This is a genomic window from Mesorhizobium sp. B1-1-1 (genome assembly GCF_006442955.1).
Classification (GTDB): Bacteria; Pseudomonadota; Alphaproteobacteria; order Rhizobiales; family Rhizobiaceae; genus Mesorhizobium.
Genome location: NZ_VFWW01000002.1, coordinates 156,996 through 174,695, shown reverse-complemented (window position 1 = coordinate 174,695; position 17,700 = coordinate 156,996). Strand labels below are relative to the sequence as shown.

Sequence of the window (17,700 nt, the reverse complement as noted above, 5' to 3'; positions counted from 1 at the left end):
CCATACCAAAGGAAGATGTCGAATGGCACGGGCTTCGCCCTATCCCATGGCCAATGACCTCCCGGGGCGCAGTGCCGCCGGATGGCTGGCGCTGGCATGGGCGAGCTTCATTGTGCTGCCATGGTACCAAGTCGAAGGCGGCTTGCTTTCCTTTGACTGGCTGGCGCGTCCGGCGGAGGCGGCACCAGCGATCCTGCTGTCGCTGAACGGCCGGCTCTGGCTGCTTCCCTTGGTCCTGCCACTTCTCCTGGCAAGCTGGCTCGTCGCGCGCCGGAACCTCCCCGGCCTGGCGGCGGCGGGCGCTGCCGGTCTCGCCTGGCTGGCGGTCGAGGGTTTTTCCATCATCCATTCGGGTTGGGGATTTGCCTGGCTTGGGCATCTCGCCAGTACGCCGGGGCCGGTGCAGCCGGGTCTCGGCTGGGGTGCCGTGCTGTACGCGGTGACGATGCTGATGTTCATCGCCGAGGCGCTGGCCGCGCGTGGCTGGTGCAAGGGCGACCGTTTTGTCGTCGGCTCGCTGCTGATCGTGATCGCTTCGCTGATCCTGTTCGTGGCTTATCCGCTGTTGTCGATCCTCGCTTCCGCCATCGAGGACAATGACGGCAATGTCGTGCCGGCTCTGTTTGCCGAAAAGCTGTTCAGTGCCAACATCTGGAGCCTGCGCTGCCTCTACGGCGACGGTTCCTGCGGCGTGGCGTGGAATACGGTGGCGATCGCGGTGATGGTGGGATTCTTCTGCACGGCGCTAGGCCTGGCGCTGGCGCTGATTGCGTTGCGCACCAGGCTGCCTGCCAAATGGCTGCTGCGCGGCCTCTCCATCCTGCCGATCATCACGCCGCCTTTCGTCATCGGCCTGGCGCTGATCCTGTTGTTCGGCCGGGCCGGCATCGTCACCAATCTTTTATCCGAACATCTCGGTATTCCGCGCAGCCGCTGGATCTACGGCATGGCCGGCATCACCATCGCGCAAGTGCTGGCCTTCACGCCGATCGCCTTCCTGGTCCTGGCCGGCGTGCTGCAGGGCGTCAGCCCGAGCATGGAGGAGGCCTCGCAGACCTTGCGCGCCAGCCGTTGGCGCACTTTCAGCACAATCACCTGGCCGTTGATCCGCCCGGGGCTGGCCAGCGCCTTCCTGATCTCGTTCATCGAGAGCATGGCCGACTTTGCCAACCCGCTGGTGCTGGGCGGCAACTTCAACGTGCTGTCGACGGACATCTTCTTTGCGGTGGTGGGCGCTGCGCATGATCAAGGTCGTGCGGCGGTGCTGGCGATCGTGCTTCTGGGATTCACGCTCGCCGCTTTCGTCATCCAGCGCCGCTGGATCGGCAGCCGCAGCTACGTCACCGTCGCGGGCAAGGGCGATGGCGGTGTGCCGGCCACGCTGCCCAAGGGCTTGCGCATCGGCTGCTACGCCGCCGTCGTTCCCTGGTTGCTTCTGACCGTCGTGGTCTATGGCATCATCCTGGGCGGCGGCTTCGTGCAATCGATCGGCCGCGACAACACGCCGACGCTCGAATATTTCCTCACCGCTTTCTCCGTCGAGAAAGGCGTCAATGGCTGGTTCCTGAGCGGGTCGGCCTGGCCGTCGCTGCTGATGACCATCGGCCTTGCGCTGGTGGCGATGCCGTTCACCGCCGCGCTCGGCATCCTGACCGCCTATCTGCTCGACCGGCAGCATTTCGCCGGGCGCACGATGTTCGAATTCCTCGCCATGATGAGCTTTGCCATTCCCGGCACGGTCGTCGGCGTCAGCTATATCCTCGCCTTCAACGTGCCGCCGGTGCAACTGACCGGCACCGGACTGATCATCGTCATCTCGTTCATCTTCCGCAACATGCCGGTTGCGATCCGCGCGGGCCTCGCCAATCTTGGGCAGATCGACAAGAGCCTGGACGAGGCATCGCTGACACTGGGGGCGCGTTCCTTCGCCACCTTGCGGCGGGTGATCCTGCCGATCCTGAAGCCGGCTATCGTGACCGCGATGATCTACAGTTTCGTGCGTGCGGTCACAGCGGTCAGCGCCGTCATCTTCCTGGCGACCGGCCGCTTCAATCTCGCCACCGTCTATATTGTCGGGCGAGCCGATGTCGGCGAATACGGCATCGCCATCGTCTATTCGGCGGTGCTGATCGTCGTCATGATGATCATTCTGATCGGCATCCAGCTGCTGGTCGGGGAACGCCGGCTTGGCCGGCGCCGGGCCGAGGCGCAAGCCGTCGTGGCACCAATCTGATCGGGAGAAGCGTATGGATCAAACGGCGAAGAACGCTGCCCCCGGCGTGGTGGACAGACCGGCAGTGCGTTTCGAGGGCGTCACCAAGAAATACGGCGCCGTCACTGCCGTCGACAATGTCAGCTTCGACATCGCACCGGCCAGCCTGGTGACGCTGCTGGGACCCTCCGGCTGCGGCAAGACGACGACGCTCAGGCTGATTGCCGGGCTTGAGCACGCAAGCCACGGGCGCATCGTAATCGACGGCAAGGACGTCACCTTGCTGTCAGCCGCAGAGCGCGACGTCAGCATGGTCTTCCAGTCCTATGCGCTGTTCCCGCACATGAACGTCATGGAAAATGTCGGCTACGGCCTGCGGGCGACGGGGCTCGGCAAGGTTGAGGCCGCAGGGCGCGCCGCCGAGAAGCTGGCACAGGTCGGCCTGTCCGGCTACGAGAAGCGCCAGCCGAGCGAACTTTCGGGCGGCCAGCAGCAGCGCGTGGCCGTGGCGCGCGCCATCGTGCTGGAGCCGAAGGTGCTTTTGTTCGACGAGCCGCTGTCCAATCTCGATGCCAAGCTGCGCCGGCGCGTGCGCGATGAGATCCGCGGTCTTCAGCAGGACCTCGCGCTGACCGTGGTCTATGTGACGCATGACCAGGAGGAGGCGCTGGCCGTGTCCGATCGCATCATCGTCATGAACGCTGCCCGCGTCGCCCAGGACGGGACCCCGCGCGACCTCTACAACGAACCCACGAACCCTTTCATCGCCGACTTCATGGGCGACGCCAACCTGCTCGACGTCGAGGTTCTCGCCAGCAACAAAACGAATGCGGAGGTGAAGGTCGGGCCGCTGCGGCTCGACATGCGGCATCGCGGCATCGCGGCGGGGCCGGCGGTGCTGGCCGTCCGGCCGAATGCCGTGCGCCTCGTCGCCGGCCAGCCGGCAGCCGGCGGGATGAGAGGGCGCGTGGTCAAGAGTTCTTATCTCGGCGACCACATGGAATACCGCGTCGCGATAAACGATCCGGCGGTCGAGCTGTTTGCGACGTCGCCGGTCGTCACACCCGCCCTGCCGGAAGGCAGCGTCGTCGCGGTCGATTTCGATCCGGCAAAGATCGTGCTGATAGCGCGCGACAAGTCCTAGCCAGCAGCGGACACCGCTACCGGTGCGCCTGATACGAAAATAGTGGTTCTCGACGTTCCATGTCGATGTTACGAATCTCTGTGCATTCCGAATGTGCGCTTGTGACCATGTGTCCGGGCAATTTGGAACTGTGGCGAGCACAGGACGTATTCTTCACGCGGGACCAGACGGTACACTCGAAGCCGTCACAGGGCCGCAATGGGCGTTTTCGACAGTGGCCACAAGGGAGGAAATACCAGTGAAAGCATCCTATCTCATCTCAGCCGCGCTGCTTGTGGGTACCGCGATGCCAGCGGCGGCAGCCGAAATTTCCGACGGCAAGGTCAAGATCGGCATCCTCAACGACCAGTCGGGTGTCTATGCCGATTTCGGCGGCAAATGGTCCGTCGAGGCGGCCAAGATGGCTGTCGAGGATTTCGGCGGCAAGGTCCAGAATGCGCCTATCGAGGTCATCAGCGCCGACCACCAGAACAAGCCGGACATCGCCTCCAACATAGCGCGCCAGTGGTACGACACCGAGCAGGTCGATGCCATAATGGAACTGACCACCTCCTCGGTGGCGCTCGCCGTGCAGGGACTTTCCAAGGAAAAGAAGAAGATCGACATCGTCACCGGCGCGGCTGCGACCGACCTGACCGGTAAGCAGTGCTCGCCCTATGGTTTCCATTGGGCCTACGACACCCATTCCCAGGCCGTCGGCACAGGCGGTGCCCTGGTGCAGCAAGGCGGCGACAGCTGGTATTTCATCACCGTCGACTACGCCTTCGGCTATTCGCTCGAGGAGCAGACCGCCAAGCTCGTCAAGGATCGCGGCGGCAAGGTGCTTGGTGAAGTGCGCTATCCGCTCGGCTCGACCGACTACTCATCCTTCCTGCTGCAGGCGCAATCCTCCGGCGCCAAGATCGTTGGCCTTGCCAATGCCGGTCTCGACACTTCCAACTCGATCAAGCAGGCGGCCGAATTCGGCATCGTCGCTGGCGGCCAGCGGCTCGCGGCACTTCTGTTCACGCTGGCCGAAGTGCATGGCCTTGGCTTGCAGGCGGCCCAGGGCGTCGTGCTGACCGAAGGCTTTTACTGGGATCGCGACGACAAGAGCCGCGAGTTCGCCAACCGCTTCTTCAAACGCACCGGCAGGATGCCGAACATGATCCAGGCCGGGACGTATTCGGCGGTGTCGCAGTATCTCAAGGCCATCGACAAGGCCGGCACCGACGAAACCGAAGCGGTGGCCAAGGAAATGCATTCGATGCCGGTCAATGACGTCTTTACCGCCAACGGCAAGGTGCAGGCCGACGGCTCCATGGTGCACGACATGTACCTCTATCAGGTCAAGAAGCCCGAGGAGAGCAAGAAGGATTGGGACTACTACACCTATCTTGCAACCATTCCGGGCGACCAGGCCTTCATGAAGGCCACGGATAGCGGCTGCCCGCTCGTCAGCAAGTGACGACGGCAACCGCCGCGGCCGTCAGGCCTGACGGCGATGGAGCCGTGCCGCGGGTGGTGCTTTCCGCCCGCGGCCTCAGGCGCGATTTCGCCGGGTTCGTCGCGGTGAAGGATGTCGATCTCGACGTTCATCACGGCAGGATTCACGCCTTGATCGGGCCGAACGGCGCCGGCAAGACCACGATCTTCAATCTTTTGACCAAGTTCCTGCAGCCGACCAGCGGCACGATTGAACTGCTCGGCACCGACATAACCCGGACACCGCCGGCCAAGGTGGCGCGGATGGGCCTCGTGCGCTCGTTCCAGATCTCGGCGATCTTTCCGCATCTGAGCGTGCTCGACAATGTGCGCGTCGCGCTGCAGCGCCCAGGCGGGCTGGGCTTCCAGTTCTGGCGCCCGCTTTCGGCGCTCGACCAACTGACGCCGCGGGCGCGCGAGCTTCTCGGCACGCTCGGCCTCGACGACGCGGCGCACCGGCTCGCCGGCGATCTCTCCTATGGCCGCAAGCGCGTGCTCGAGATCGCCACCACGCTGGCGCTCGATCCAAAGGTGCTGCTGCTCGACGAGCCGATGGCCGGCATGGGGCACGAGGATGTCAGCATGATCTCCGGGATCATCCGCGCCTTGGCCCGCGATCGGGCCGTGCTCATGGTCGAGCACAATCTGACCGTCGTTGCCGATCTTTGCGACTGGATCACCGTGATGCAGCGCGGCAGGGTGCTCGCCGCCGGCGACTATCCGACGGTCAGCCAGGATGAACGCGTCCGGATAGCCTATATGGGAACCGAGCATGAGTGAGCCGCTGCTTGCCGTGCGCGATCTCCATGCCTGGTACGGCGAGGGCCACGCGCTGCACGGCGTCGACCTCGATGTGTTCCGCGGCGAAACCGTGACGCTGCTTGGCCGCAACGGCGTCGGCAAGACCACGACGCTGCGCGCCATCATGGGGCTGATCCGCAAGCGCACCGGCAGTGTCGTCTTCAACGGCAACGACTTGATCGGCCTGCCCTTGCACCGTGTCGCCCACCAAGGCATCGGTTTCGTTCCCGAGGAGCGCGGCATTTTCGCCACGCTGACAGTCGACGAGAACCTGATCCTGCCGCCGGTGGTGGCCAAGGGCGGCATGAGCGTCGAGGAGATCTTCGAGCTCTTTCCCAACCTGAAGGAGCGCCGCAACAGCCCGGGCACCAGGCTATCCGGCGGCGAGCAGCAGATGCTGGCGATCGCCCGCATCCTGAGGACGGGTGTCCGGATGCTGCTCCTCGACGAGCCGACCGAAGGCCTGGCGCCGGTCATCGTCCAGCGCATCGGCGAATTGCTTGCGACGTTGAAAAAGCGCGGCATGACGATCCTGCTCGTGGAGCAGAATTTCCGTTTCGCCGCCCGCATTGCCGACCGCTTCTACCTGATGGAGCACGGCAAGGTGCTGAGCGGGTTTCCGGTCGGCGAACTGGCCGCCCACGACGCTCAACTTCACGAGGTGCTCGGAGTATGATCGCGCCATGACGATGATCTTCGGCATCCCCATCCAGGCCTTTCTCGGGCAGTTGCTGGTCGGGCTGATCAACGGCTCCTTCTATGCGATGCTGAGCCTTGGCCTCGCCGTCATCTTCGGCCTGCTGCGCATCATCAATTTCGCCCACGGCGCGCTCTACATGCTGGGCGCCTTCATCGGTTATCTGCTGCTTGTCCATCTCGGCATCGGCTATTGGCCGGCGCTGATCCTGGTGCCGCTCGCCGTCGGGCTGTTCGGCATTGCGGTCGAGCGTGCAGCGCTCTCGCGGCTCTACCAGCTCGACCCTCTCTACGGCCTGCTCTTCACTTTCGGCCTGGCCTTGGTCATCGAGGGCGTCTTCCGTTATTATTACGGCGTCTCGGGAAATCCCTATGCGGTGCCGGCGCTACTTGCGGGCGGCACCAATCTCGGCTTCATGTTCCTGCCCAACTATCGCGGCTGGGTGGTGCTGGCATCGCTTCTCGTCTGCCTGGGCACATGGCTTTTGATCGAGAAGACCAGGCTTGGCTCTTATCTGCGCGCCGCGACCGAAAATCCAGAACTGGTCCAGGCTTTCGGCGTCAACGTGCCACTGCTTTTGACACTCACCTATGGACTGGGTGCGGCACTTGCCGGTCTTGCCGGGATCCTGGCGGCTCCCGTCTACCAGGTCAGTCCGCTGATGGGGTCGGATCTGATCATCGTCGTCTTCGCCGTCGTCGTGGTCGGCGGCATGGGCTCGATCCTGGGCGCCATCGTCACCGGCTACATGCTCGGCCTCGCCGAGGGCCTAACCAAGGTGTTCTATCCCGAGGCGTCGAACCTTGTCGTCTTCGTCATCATGGCGATCGTGCTTCTACTGCGGCCGGCCGGCCTGTTCGGAAGGGACGCCTGAGATGAGCGAGCTGACGCTTCAGGAAAAGCGCGCCGCGGCCTCCGTGCGGCTGGAACGCGCGCTGGTGGCGCTGGCGGTATTGGCGCTCATCGCCGCGCCGTTCTTCGTCTACCCGTTCTTCCTTATGAAGATGCTGTGCTTTGCGCTGTTTGCCTGCGCCTTCAACCTGTTGCTCGGCTACACTGGCCTGTTGTCCTTCGGCCACGCGACCTTCTTCGGTGGCGCCGCCTATTTCTGCGCGCATGCCGTCAAGGTATGGGGCTGGCCGCCAGAGGCAGGCATTCTGCTGGGTACCGCCGGCGCGGCCCTGCTCGGGCTGGTCATGGGCTTCTTCGCCATCCGCCGGCAAGGCATCTATTTCGCCATGATCACGCTGGCGCTGGCGCAGATGTTCTTCTTCTTCTGCGTGCAGGCACCGTTCACGCAAGGCGAGGATGGCATCCAGGGCGTTCCGCGCGGCAACCTCTTCGGCATCATCGATTTGAGCGCTACGGTCAACATGTACTATGTCGTATTGGCCATCTTCCTGATCGGCGTCTTCGCCATTTGGCGGATCGTCAACTCGCCCTTCGGCATGATCCTGCGCTCGATCCGCGAGAACGAGAACCGCGCCATCTCGCTCGGCTATTCCGTCGCCAGGTATAAGCTCGCCGCTTTCGTCATGTCGGCCGCACTTGCGGGGCTTGCCGGCGCGGTCAAGGCAATCGTGTTCCAGTTCGCGACGCTCACCGACGTGACATGGCAGATGTCGGGCGAGGTGATCCTGATGTCGCTGCTTGGCGGCATCGGTACCATGGTCGGGCCGGTCGTCGGCGCCGGCTTCGTCGTCGGCCTTGAAAACACACTCGCCACCTCAGGCTTTCCGGTGACCATCGCCACCGGCCTGATATTCATGGTCTGCGTGCTCGTCTTCCGGCGCGGCATCGTCGGCGAATTCCAGGCGCGGCTGCCCAGGCCGGCGGACGGTGCAAGTGGTTGATATTCATCCCGTGGCCGATCTGCCTGCTGTCTCCAGCCATGTGGTGGGCAGTCCAGTGAGCAACCGGGAATGCAGCCTGGATGTTTATCGAAGCGCCTGCTTTACAGGCAGGTTTGGTAGCGCTACCGTCTCCGTATCGCGTGACCACATGAAGGTTGGAGGGCCGTCGCCGGGAGAGGTCAGCGGTTCCTTCGAAGAGACGTCGCGGGAATCGTTCGGGAGGAGGATCGATGGCGTCTGTCGCGATTAGCGAGGTTTACAAATCATTCGGGACCGTCGAGGTTCTGCACGGCGTCAGCGTGAACATCGACGACGGCGAATTCGTCACGCTGGTCGGGCCGTCGGGTTGCGGAAAATCAACCCTGCTCAGGATGATCGCGGGCCTGGAAAAGATTTCGCGGGGCCAGATCGCGATTGGCGAGCGTGTCGTCAACAACGTTGCGCCGAAGGAACGCGACGTCGCCATGGTCTTCCAGAACTATGCGCTGTACCCGCATATGACCGTCGCCGAGAACATGGCGTTTTCGCTCATGCTGAAGGGCGTTTCGAAGGCTGAGAGCGGCGCCGGCGTCCAGCGCGCTGCGGAGATTCTGGGGCTCGTGCCGCTGTTGGCGCGCTATCCCCGCCAGCTTTCCGGCGGACAGCGCCAGCGAGTTGCCATGGGGCGGGCGATCGTGCGCGATCCGGCGGTTTTCTTGTTCGACGAGCCGCTGTCCAATCTTGACGCCAAGCTCAGGGTGCAGATGCGCGCCGAGATCAAGGAACTGCACCAGCGCCTGAAAACCACGACGGTCTATGTTACCCATGACCAGATCGAAGCCATGACCATGGCAGACAAGATCGTGGTCATGCATGACGGCATCGTCGAGCAGATCGGGCCGCCGCTGGAACTCTACGACAGGCCGGACAATCTCTTCGTCGCCAGTTTCATCGGCTCGCCCGCCATGAATTTGCTGCGGGGCGAAATCGCGACGAACGGGTCGCCGTCCTTTCGGGGCGCGGGCGGAATTTCCGTGCCGTTGGACGCAGCATCGTCCGTCAAAGGCGGCGAGCCGGTGGTGCTGGGCATACGGCCCGAGCATTTGCGGCTGTCCGACCAGGGCATTGCGGTCACCATCGCGGTGATCGAGCCGACCGGGTCGGAGGTACAGCTCATCGGCCGGACAGCCGGCGGTGAAGAGATCGTGGCCAACTTCCGGGAACGTCATTCCTTCACGCCGGGCGAAACCATCCGGCTCACCGCCGAACCCGGCCTCATTCATCTCTTCCACGGCGAAACCGGGCAGCGGCTTCAAACGCGCAGCAAGCTGTAGAGACCAAAGGGCAAGAGAAACAAACAGGAGGAACGAGCATGAAATTCACCAGACGTGACGTGATCCGCACGACGGCCGGCGCTGCTGCCGGCGTTTTGGGAAGCCGCTTCGCCGGCTCTCCGGCATTCGCCCAGGAGGGGCTGAAGTACAAGCCGGAGGACGGTGCGAAGCTCAGGCTGCTGCGCTGGTCGCCTTTCGTGCAGGGTGACGAGGACCAGTGGCTGAAAAACACCAAGCGGTTCACCGAAGCGACGGGCGTGGAGGTACGTGTCGACAAGGAAAGCTGGGAAGACATTCGCCCCAAGGCAGCGGTCGCCGCCAATGTCGGTTCAGGTCCGGATCTGATGTTCGTCTGGTTCGACGACCCGCATCAGTATCCCGACAAGCTGCACGACGTGACGGAACTGGGCGAGTATCTGGGGTCGAAATATGGCGGCTGGCACGACGGACCAAAGCAATATGCGACCCGGGAAGGCAAATTCATCGGCCTGCCGCTCGCCACCATCGGAAATGCCATCGTCTATCGGGAAAGCTGGGTGAAAGAGGCCGGCTTTTCGGAGTTCCCCAAGGATACGAAAGGCTTCCTCGAACTTTGCAAGGCCCTGCAGGCGAAGGGGCATCCGGCCGGCTTCACGCACGGCCATGGTGTCGGCGACGGCAACAACTACGCGCACTGGCTGCTGTGGAGCCATGGCGGCCAGATGGTCGACGAGAGCGGCAAGGTGACGATCAACAGCCCCGAGACCCTCAAGGCGATCGAATACGCGCAGGAACTCTACAAGACTTTTATTCCAGGCACCGAAAGCTGGCTCGACGTCAACAACAATCGCGCCTTCCTGGCCGGCGAACTCAGTGTGATCGCCAATGGCATTTCCGCCTACAACACGGCCAAGATCAACAAGGACAATGATCCGAAGCTGGCGGAAATGGCCAAGGACATACGCACCACCAACCTGCCGATCGGTCCTGTCGGCAAATCCGTCGAACTGTTCCAGGTGACCACAGCCGTCATCTTCGACTACACGCCCTACCCCAACGCGGCCAAAGCCTATCTGCAATTCATGTTCGAGGACCCGCAAATGCCAGATTGGATCACCTCCTCGGCGGGCTACTGCTGCCAGACGCTCAAGGCGTTCGACAACAATCCGGTGTGGACAGCCGATCCGAACAATGCCGCTTACGCCAAGGCTTCGGCGACGCTGCGGCCCAACGGCTATGCCGGGCCGCTCGGCTATGCCTCGGCGGCGACCATGGCCGACTATGTCCTGGTCGACATGTTCGCCAAGGCCGTCACGGGGCAGGCCACGCCCCAGGAGGCAATGGAAGAGGCGGAGAAGCGCGCAAACCGGTATTATCGCGTTTGATCCATGCCAGCTGAGCCTGGCGGCTCTGCCCCGCGCTATCCGACCCTCCGGAAGCGCAGGGCGGCCGCCAGGCCGATCAACGAGACCCTTGCAGGGAGCCCGCCCCATGGCCGTGCCGTCCGTCGCCGCTCAGCCGCGTTCCTCGATGCTGTCGCGCCTGGCCGAGAGCAGGAACGCGCTTGGCTTCGGCTTCATGCTGCCGGCGGCGGCATTGCTGCTTGTCTTCCTGACCTATCCGCTTGGGCTCGGCGTCTGGCTCGGCTTCACCGATGCCCGCATCGGCCGTCCCGGCATCTTCATCGGCATCGAGAACTATGAATATCTGTGGAGCGACGCCGTCTTCTGGCTCTCCGTCTTCAACACCCTGCTCTACACCGTCAGCGCCTCGATCCTGAAATTCGCGCTCGGCCTCTGGCTGGCGCTCATCCTCAACCAGAACCTTCCCTTCAAATCGTTCTTCCGCGCGATTGTCCTGTTGCCGTGGGTGGTGCCGACGGTGCTGTCGGCCATCGCCTTCTGGTGGATTTACGATTCGCAGTTCTCGATCCTGTCCTGGGCACTCCAGCAGATGGGGCTGATCGACCATCGCATCAATTTCCTCGGCGATCCGGAGAACGCGCGTGCTTCGGTGATCGCGGCCAATGTCTGGCGCGGCATCCCTTTCGTAGCCATCACGCTGCTTGCCGGCTTGCAGACAATCCCCCAATCGCTTTACGAGGCCGCCACGCTCGACGGCGCCAGCCGCTGGCAATTGTTTCGCCATGTGACGCTGCCGCTGCTCACCCCCATCATCGCGATCACGATGACGTTCTCGGTGCTGTTCACCTTCACGGATTTCCAGCTGATCTATGTGCTGACCCGCGGCGGACCGGTAAATGCCACCCATCTGATGGCGACGCTGTCGTTCCAGCGCGGCATTTCGGGCGGCCAGCTCGGCGAGGGCGCCGCGATCGCGGTCGCCATGATCCCATTCCTCCTTGCCGCGATCCTGTTCAGTTATTTCGGCTTGCAGCGCCGCAAATGGCAGCAGGGGGGCGGAGACTGACATGGCTGCCACCAGGAAGACAAAACAGCCGCAGCTCGACGAAGGCGGCATGGGCTATTTGCAGAGCGTGCCGCGCCGTGTGGTGACGGTCTATCTCCCCCTGCTCGTGTTCGTCATCGTGCTCTTGTTCCCGTTCTACTGGATGACGATCACAGCGGTTAAGCCCAATGTCGAAATGACCGACTATGCCAATTTCAACCCGCTCTGGGTCGTGCATCCGACATTGGAGCACATCCGCTATCTTCTCTTCGAGACGTCCTATCCGGGCTGGCTGCTCAACACGATCATCATTTCGACCGCCGCCACTTTCCTGTCGCTGGTGGCGTCGGTTTTCGCGGCCTATGCGATCGAGCGGCTGCGGTTCTCCGGGGCACGGCAGGTCGGCCTCGCGGTGTTCCTCGCCTATCTCGTGCCGCCCTCGATACTGTTCATCCCCTTGTCGGTGATGGTGTTCAACCTCGGGCTTTACGACACACCCTTCGCGCTCATCCTCACCTACCCGACCTTCCTGATCCCCTTCTGCACCTGGCTGCTGATGGGTTACTTCCGCTCCATCCCGTTCGAACTGGAAGAATGTGCGCTCATAGACGGGGCAAGCCGCTGGCAGATCCTGAGCAAGATCGTGCTGCCCCTGTCGGTGCCAGGCCTGATCTCGGCGGGCATATTCGCATTCACCCTGTCATGGAACGAGTTTATCTATGCCTTGACGTTCATCCAGTCGTCCGAAAACAAGACCGTGCCGGTCGGGGTGCTCACCGAACTCGTCCGCTCCGACGTCTATGAGTGGGGTGCCCTGATGGCGGGCGCGCTGATCGGATCCCTGCCGGTCGTCGTGCTTTATTCGTTCTTCGTCGAGCACTATGTCTCCTCGATGACCGGCGCGGTGAAGGAATAGCGCCGCCCCGATGCCGCGGGCGCTTTTCCTGGAATGCCCTAGCCCAGGCTTTTGCCGTAGCGGGCAAAGCTTTCGGCCAGGACGGTCGTGCTCGCACCGGCCCGTTCGGGCCGTTTGTAGATGCCGCCTTCGACGCGGATCGGCTCCTCGAAGTGATCCTTGATCCAGGGGATGTATTCGAGGATCGTCGATGCAGGATGCCAGTAGCTCAGATGCACATGCACCTGGCTCATCTCCCCTGCATGCGGAACGACGGGAAGCCGATGCGCCAGTGCCAGGTCCGCGACCTGGATGTATTCGGTTATTCCTCCGAGCCGCGTGACGTCCGGCTGGACGTAGGCGACGGCTCCTGCATCGACAAAGGAGCGGAACGCGTCGATCGTGTAGAGCTGCTCGCCGAGCGCGATCGGGATCGATGTATTGCGCGCGAGCGTGGCGTGGCTGGCGACATCGTCATACCAGAGCGGCTCCTCGAACCAGTAGATATCGAGGTCGCGCGCCAGCGCGCAGAACCGCTGGCAGGTCGGAAGATCCCACTTGCCGTTGCCGTCGATTGCGATCCGGATCCTTGGTCCGACACGTTTGCGCACAGCCGCCAGGCGCTCGACGTCGACATTTGGGTCGTCATGGCCGACCTTGATCTTGATGCGTGTGAATCCATCCTCCTCGACGGCTTTCGCGGAGCCGCGCAGCAACGTGTCCAGATCGAACGAAATCCAGCCGATATCGGTATTGTAGGCCTCCAGGGCATCGGTGCGCGCGCCGCCGAGATAACTCCACAGCGGCAGGCCCGCCCGTTTCGCCTTCATATCCCACAACGCGATATCGATTGCGGCCAGCGCCAGATGCGTGATGCCGGCCCGACCGACCCATTGAAGCGAAGGATGGCGCGCAAGCCTGGTCCATAGACGCTGATGATCCGAGGCGTCTTCGCCTACCAGAAGCGGCGCGTAACACTCGCCGATGCAGGACGTTATCAGCCGGTCGGCGGCCAGATGAGCATGCGTGCCGGTGAAGCCATAACCTTCCAGCCCGTCCGTGGTGACGATCTTCGTACCCACGACACCCCAATGGGTGATGCTGTGGGTCGAGTCCGAAATGGAGTCCGAGGTGAGTGGAAGATGGAGAATAAACGGGCGGACGGAGGCGATTTTCATCTATGACCCTTGGCGGATATGAATTTGTCAATGAAGGAGCTGCGAGAGGAATTCGCGTGCACGCTGATGCTTCGGGGCTGCGAAGAACTCCTTCGGCGTGGCCTCCTCGAGTATCCGGCCCTTGTCCATGAAGACGACCCGATCGGCCACCTGGCTGGCGAAACCCATTTCGTGCGTCACGCAGATCATCGTCATGCCTTCGGATGCCAGCGAGACCATGGTGTCTAGCACTTCCTTGACCATTTCCGGATCGAGAGCCGAGGTCGGTTCATCGAAGAGCATGATCTTGGGCTGCATGCAGAGCGCGCGGGCGATCGCGACGCGCTGCTGCTGGCCGCCGGAAAGCTGGGACGGATACTTGTCCGCCTGATCTGCGATCCGTACCTTGTGCAACATCTCCAGCGCTCTCTCCGAAGCGTCCTTGCGGGATTTTCCGAGCACGCGGACGGGCGCCAGCGTACAGTTCTCGATCACCTTGAGATGCGGGAAGAGGTTGAACTGCTGGAACACCATGCCGATGTCCCGGCGCGGAACCATACGTCCGTGGGACTTCTCGACCAGCGGTTTGCCGTCGATTTCCACCGAGCCTTGCTGCAGGTCTTCCAAGCCGTTGATGCAGCGGATCAAGGTCGACTTGCCTGAGCCCGACGGCCCGCAGACGACAATCTTTTCGCCCTTCGCCACCTCAAGGCTGACGTGATCGAGCGCCTGAAACCCGCCGAACATCTTCACCGCGTCGCGCAGTTTCACAAAGGCGCTGCCGTTGGCGTCCATGAATTCCTCCTTGTTGCGAGGTTGACTTGTAACCCGAAAGATCGAAATCAGAAAATAAAAAATTTTCTATTTTTAATTTTTCTGTTGCACCGAACCGGAACCTGACCGATGCTTGGGCCATGAGCATGATCAAGACAACATTGGCCGAGCAGGCCTACCAGGAGCTGCGGTCGCGGATCGTCGGCGGCAGGCTGGCAGGCGGGCAACGCCTGTTGCCAAACGAATTGGCGGCGGAACTGGGCATCAGTCCCACGCCTGTCAAGGAAGCCTGCCTGCGGCTGGAGGCGGACGGGCTTCTCGTCAATTCCTCGCGGCGCGGCATGGTGGTCCGCAGCTTCAACGAGGAAGCCGTCGAGGAATTATACGCGGCCAGGACACTGCTCGAGAAAGGGGCCGTGGAAGCAGCCTTCGACGCAGGACGGCTCGATGAGGCGCTGCGGGTGAAGCTCCAGGACAGCCTCGAAAACCACAGGCGCTTCGCCAAAGGGTCGTCGCTCGACGATCTGGCGAAGGCGCTCTCCCATGACCGGGCCTTCCACAGTTCGCTCGTCGGCGCCGCGGGGATACCGATGATCTCCGAGGTCCACTCCCGCATTGTCGGCCAGACGCATACGGTCTTCGTCTCGATTCCAGGCGATTACAGCCGCTCGGTCGAGGAGCACCAAAATATTCTCGATGCCATCATCGCCGGCAAGAAGAGCCAGATCCTCGCGGCGCTGCAGCGACATCTCGAGAGAAGCCGGCAGAACACCTTGCGCCAGGTGAAAGTCCTTGCGCGAGCGATCGAACCGAACCTTGTTTAAAGACCGGGGACGAGTGTGGAGTACCTAGATTTTTCCGGGACATTCGCGCGCGGCGACCTGTTCGTGCACGCCGCCATGCTGACCGTCGGCCTGTCGGCCGCCGCGCTGGTTCTGGGCATGTGCGTCGGCATCGTCGGCGCCCTGATGAGACTTTCGAGCTCGAAAGTCCTCTCCTCAATCGCGGCCGCCTATGTGGAGATCATCCGCAACACGCCGTTTCTGGTGCAGATCTACATCGTCTATTTCGGCCTGCCCTCGGTCGGCATCCGCATTTCCGAAGTGACGGCGGCCATCCTCTCCCTGACGCTCTACGCGGGCGCCTATATCACCGAGATCGTCCGTGCCGGCATCCAGACGATCGGCAAGGGACAGCGGGAGGCGGCGCACACGCTTGGCATGTCACCGTATCTCACCTTCCGCTATGTCGTTCTGCTGCCGGCGATTTCAGCGATCTTCCCGGCACTGACCAGCCAGTTCATCCTGATCATGCTGGCGTCCAGCGTCGTTTCCGTCATCTCCGTCCCGGAACTGACCGGCGTCGCCAATGATGTGCAGGGCCTGACCTTCCGAAGCCTGGAAGCCTATCTCGTGGTCGCGGCCATCTACCTTGTCCTGACGGCTGTATTCAAAGGCGTCTTCGCACTGATTGACCGTGCCCTCTTCTCCTTCCGCTTTGCAGGGCGATGACGATGTTCCAGACATTCAACCTCCATCATGTCGGGTTTCTGCTGCAATGTGCGACGTGGACGGTCGTCCTCTCGGGAATTGCGCTTGCAGGCGGCGCCATCGGCGGATCGATTATCGCCCTCATGCGCCTCTCCCGCTTCGCCTGGATGCGCTGGATCGCACAGGCCTATATCTATGTCATCCAGGGAACGCCCCTGCTCGTCATTCTCTTCATCGCCTATTTCGGCGTCGCCAATCTCGGCTATGACCTTCCGGCGATCTACGCGGCCGGCCTTGGATTTACGCTCTACAGCAGCGCGTTCCTCGGCGAGATCTGGCGCGGGTCGATCCAGTCGATCAACAAGGGGCAATGGGAAGCGTCGTTCGTGCTGGCGCTTGGCTGGCGGCACACGATGACCGACGTCATCATCCCGCAGGCGCTTCGCGTCGCCATTCCTCCGACGGTCGGCTTCTCCGTTCAGGTCGTCAAGAACACCGCGCTTGCTTCGGTCGTCGGCTTTATCGAACTGACGAGAGCAGGACAGATCGTCTCCAGCGCCACGTTCCAGCCGCTGCCCGTCTATCTGACGGTCGCGGCCATCTACTTCGGCATCTGCTCCATACTGTCCCATGCCAGCCGCCGCCTGGAGCGCCGCCTGCAGCAGGCAGCCAACTGAAGATCCGGTTCATCACACCAGGGAGGAAAGTATCATGCTATTGAAGAGACTTGCTGTCGGGCTCGCCGCCATGCTGGCGATGATATTGCCCGCGAAGGCCGAGAGCACGCTGGACGCCATCGTACAGCGCGGCACCATCAATGTCGGCGTCGGCCTTGGAACGCCGCCTTATGGCCTGATGGACAGCAGCATGCAGCCCGACGGCTATGACGTGTCCGTGGCAAAGGCAATCGCCCGCGATCTCGGCGTCAAGGTCAACATCGTCGACACGACGGCAGCCAACCGCATCCCGAACCTGACTTCGGGCAAGCTCGACATCGTGATCTATTCGTTCTCGATCACGGCCGAGCGCGCCAAGGCCATCGCGTTCACCAACACGTACTATGTCGACCAGCAGGTCTATGTCGGTCCCGCCGACCAGCCGATCACCAAGATCGAGGATCTGGCCGGCAGGAAGATCGGCGTGACGCGGGCCAGCACGAACGACATCGTCATGACCAAAAAGGCCGTCGAAGGCGCACAGATCCAGCGCTATGACGATGACGCGTCGACATCCCAGGCGCTGTTCGCAGGTCAGGTCGAAGGCATCGTGACCAGCGGCGCGCTTGCCCGCGCCGTCGAGGAGCACGACCCGAACCTCAAGAAGCAGTTCGTCGTGGCGCAGGCGCCGATGGGCATAGGCCTGCGCCGCAACGACCCGGACTTCCTGCACTGGCTGAACACGGAGCTCTTCATGCTCCAGTCTACAGGTGAGCTGCAGGCCCTGCAGAAAAAATGGATGGGTGTCGAAGTCGACCTGCCCCGCTTCTGAGAATGACTGGATCCGGGACTTCCC

The 17,700-nt window shown here is 62.5% G+C and carries 17 protein-coding genes; 15 read left to right on the top strand and 2 right to left on the bottom strand.

What is annotated here, in order from left to right:
- Window positions 1–22: 22 nt before the first annotated feature.
- From FJ986_RS03855 to FJ986_RS03805, 11 genes are all read left to right on the top strand, one after another.
- The gene (locus FJ986_RS03855) at window positions 23–2,233 is read left to right on the top strand and encodes an iron ABC transporter permease (RefSeq protein WP_246681754.1); all 2,211 of its coding nucleotides are present in this window, start codon (window positions 23–25) and stop codon (window positions 2,231–2,233) included.
- 13 nt (window positions 2,234–2,246) lie between these two features.
- Window positions 2,247–3,356, top strand: a complete 1,110-nt coding sequence (locus FJ986_RS03850) for an ABC transporter ATP-binding protein (protein ID WP_140673441.1) — start codon at window positions 2,247–2,249, stop codon at window positions 3,354–3,356.
- A 238-nt stretch (window positions 3,357–3,594) separates the two neighbouring features.
- Window positions 3,595–4,803, top strand: coding sequence for an ABC transporter substrate-binding protein (locus FJ986_RS03845; protein WP_140514995.1), 1,209 nt, complete (start codon window positions 3,595–3,597; stop codon window positions 4,801–4,803).
- Window positions 4,800–5,600 (top strand): ABC transporter ATP-binding protein, encoded by an 801-nt coding sequence (locus FJ986_RS03840; protein WP_181181851.1) that lies wholly within the window; start codon window positions 4,800–4,802, stop codon window positions 5,598–5,600. The genes FJ986_RS03845 and FJ986_RS03840 overlap by 4 nt, the downstream gene beginning before the upstream one ends.
- Entirely contained in the window at window positions 5,593–6,297 is a 705-nt protein-coding gene (locus FJ986_RS03835; protein WP_140552372.1) for an ABC transporter ATP-binding protein, read from the top strand. The genes FJ986_RS03840 and FJ986_RS03835 overlap by 8 nt, the downstream gene beginning before the upstream one ends.
- Before the next feature lie 7 nt (window positions 6,298–6,304).
- Window positions 6,305–7,192, top strand: a complete 888-nt coding sequence (locus FJ986_RS03830; protein WP_140514993.1) for a branched-chain amino acid ABC transporter permease — start codon at window positions 6,305–6,307, stop codon at window positions 7,190–7,192.
- Between the two features lies 1 nt (window position 7,193).
- Window positions 7,194–8,171, top strand: coding sequence for a branched-chain amino acid ABC transporter permease (locus tag FJ986_RS03825; protein ID WP_140514992.1), 978 nt, complete (start codon window positions 7,194–7,196; stop codon window positions 8,169–8,171).
- A 230-nt stretch (window positions 8,172–8,401) separates the two neighbouring features.
- The gene (gene ugpC, locus FJ986_RS03820) at window positions 8,402–9,484 is read left to right on the top strand and encodes a sn-glycerol-3-phosphate ABC transporter ATP-binding protein UgpC (protein ID WP_140514990.1); all 1,083 of its coding nucleotides are present in this window, start codon (window positions 8,402–8,404) and stop codon (window positions 9,482–9,484) included.
- Between the two features lie 38 nt (window positions 9,485–9,522).
- Entirely contained in the window at window positions 9,523–10,848 is a 1,326-nt protein-coding gene (locus FJ986_RS03815) for an ABC transporter substrate-binding protein (RefSeq protein WP_140498408.1), read from the top strand.
- Window positions 10,849–10,954: 106 nt separating this feature from the next.
- Window positions 10,955–11,893: a sugar ABC transporter permease gene (locus FJ986_RS03810; RefSeq protein WP_140498409.1), complete on the top strand. Its 939-nt coding sequence runs from the start codon at window positions 10,955–10,957 to the stop codon at window positions 11,891–11,893.
- Window position 11,894: 1 nt separating this feature from the next.
- A complete protein-coding gene (locus FJ986_RS03805) occupies window positions 11,895–12,788 on the top strand; it encodes a carbohydrate ABC transporter permease (protein ID WP_140498410.1) in 894 nt (297 codons plus the stop codon).
- A 38-nt stretch (window positions 12,789–12,826) separates the two neighbouring features.
- Here FJ986_RS03805 and FJ986_RS03800 read toward each other — a convergent pair whose 3' ends face one another.
- Complete coding sequence (locus FJ986_RS03800; RefSeq protein ID WP_140498411.1) at window positions 12,827–13,945, bottom strand: mandelate racemase/muconate lactonizing enzyme family protein; 1,119 nt, start codon at window positions 13,943–13,945, stop codon at window positions 12,827–12,829.
- A gap of 27 nt (window positions 13,946–13,972) precedes the next feature.
- Complete coding sequence (locus tag FJ986_RS03795) at window positions 13,973–14,719, bottom strand: amino acid ABC transporter ATP-binding protein (RefSeq protein WP_140498412.1); 747 nt, start codon at window positions 14,717–14,719, stop codon at window positions 13,973–13,975.
- A 119-nt stretch (window positions 14,720–14,838) separates the two neighbouring features.
- On the opposite strand from FJ986_RS03795, the gene FJ986_RS03790 reads away from it, so the two are divergent.
- From FJ986_RS03790 to FJ986_RS03775, 4 genes are read left to right on the top strand one after another with little or no spacing between them, the layout of a single operon-like run.
- Window positions 14,839–15,522: a GntR family transcriptional regulator gene (locus FJ986_RS03790; RefSeq protein ID WP_140498413.1), complete on the top strand. Its 684-nt coding sequence runs from the start codon at window positions 14,839–14,841 to the stop codon at window positions 15,520–15,522.
- 15 nt (window positions 15,523–15,537) lie between these two features.
- The gene (locus tag FJ986_RS03785) at window positions 15,538–16,209 is read left to right on the top strand and encodes an amino acid ABC transporter permease (protein ID WP_140623997.1); all 672 of its coding nucleotides are present in this window, start codon (window positions 15,538–15,540) and stop codon (window positions 16,207–16,209) included.
- A 2-nt stretch (window positions 16,210–16,211) separates the two neighbouring features.
- Window positions 16,212–16,865, top strand: a complete 654-nt coding sequence (locus tag FJ986_RS03780) for an amino acid ABC transporter permease (protein ID WP_140623999.1) — start codon at window positions 16,212–16,214, stop codon at window positions 16,863–16,865.
- 34 nt (window positions 16,866–16,899) lie between these two features.
- Window positions 16,900–17,676 carry a transporter substrate-binding domain-containing protein gene (locus tag FJ986_RS03775; protein WP_181171620.1) on the top strand — a complete coding sequence of 259 codons (777 nt, stop codon included), beginning with the start codon at window positions 16,900–16,902 and terminating at the stop codon, window positions 17,674–17,676.
- The last annotated feature ends 24 nt before the right edge of the window (window positions 17,677–17,700 follow it).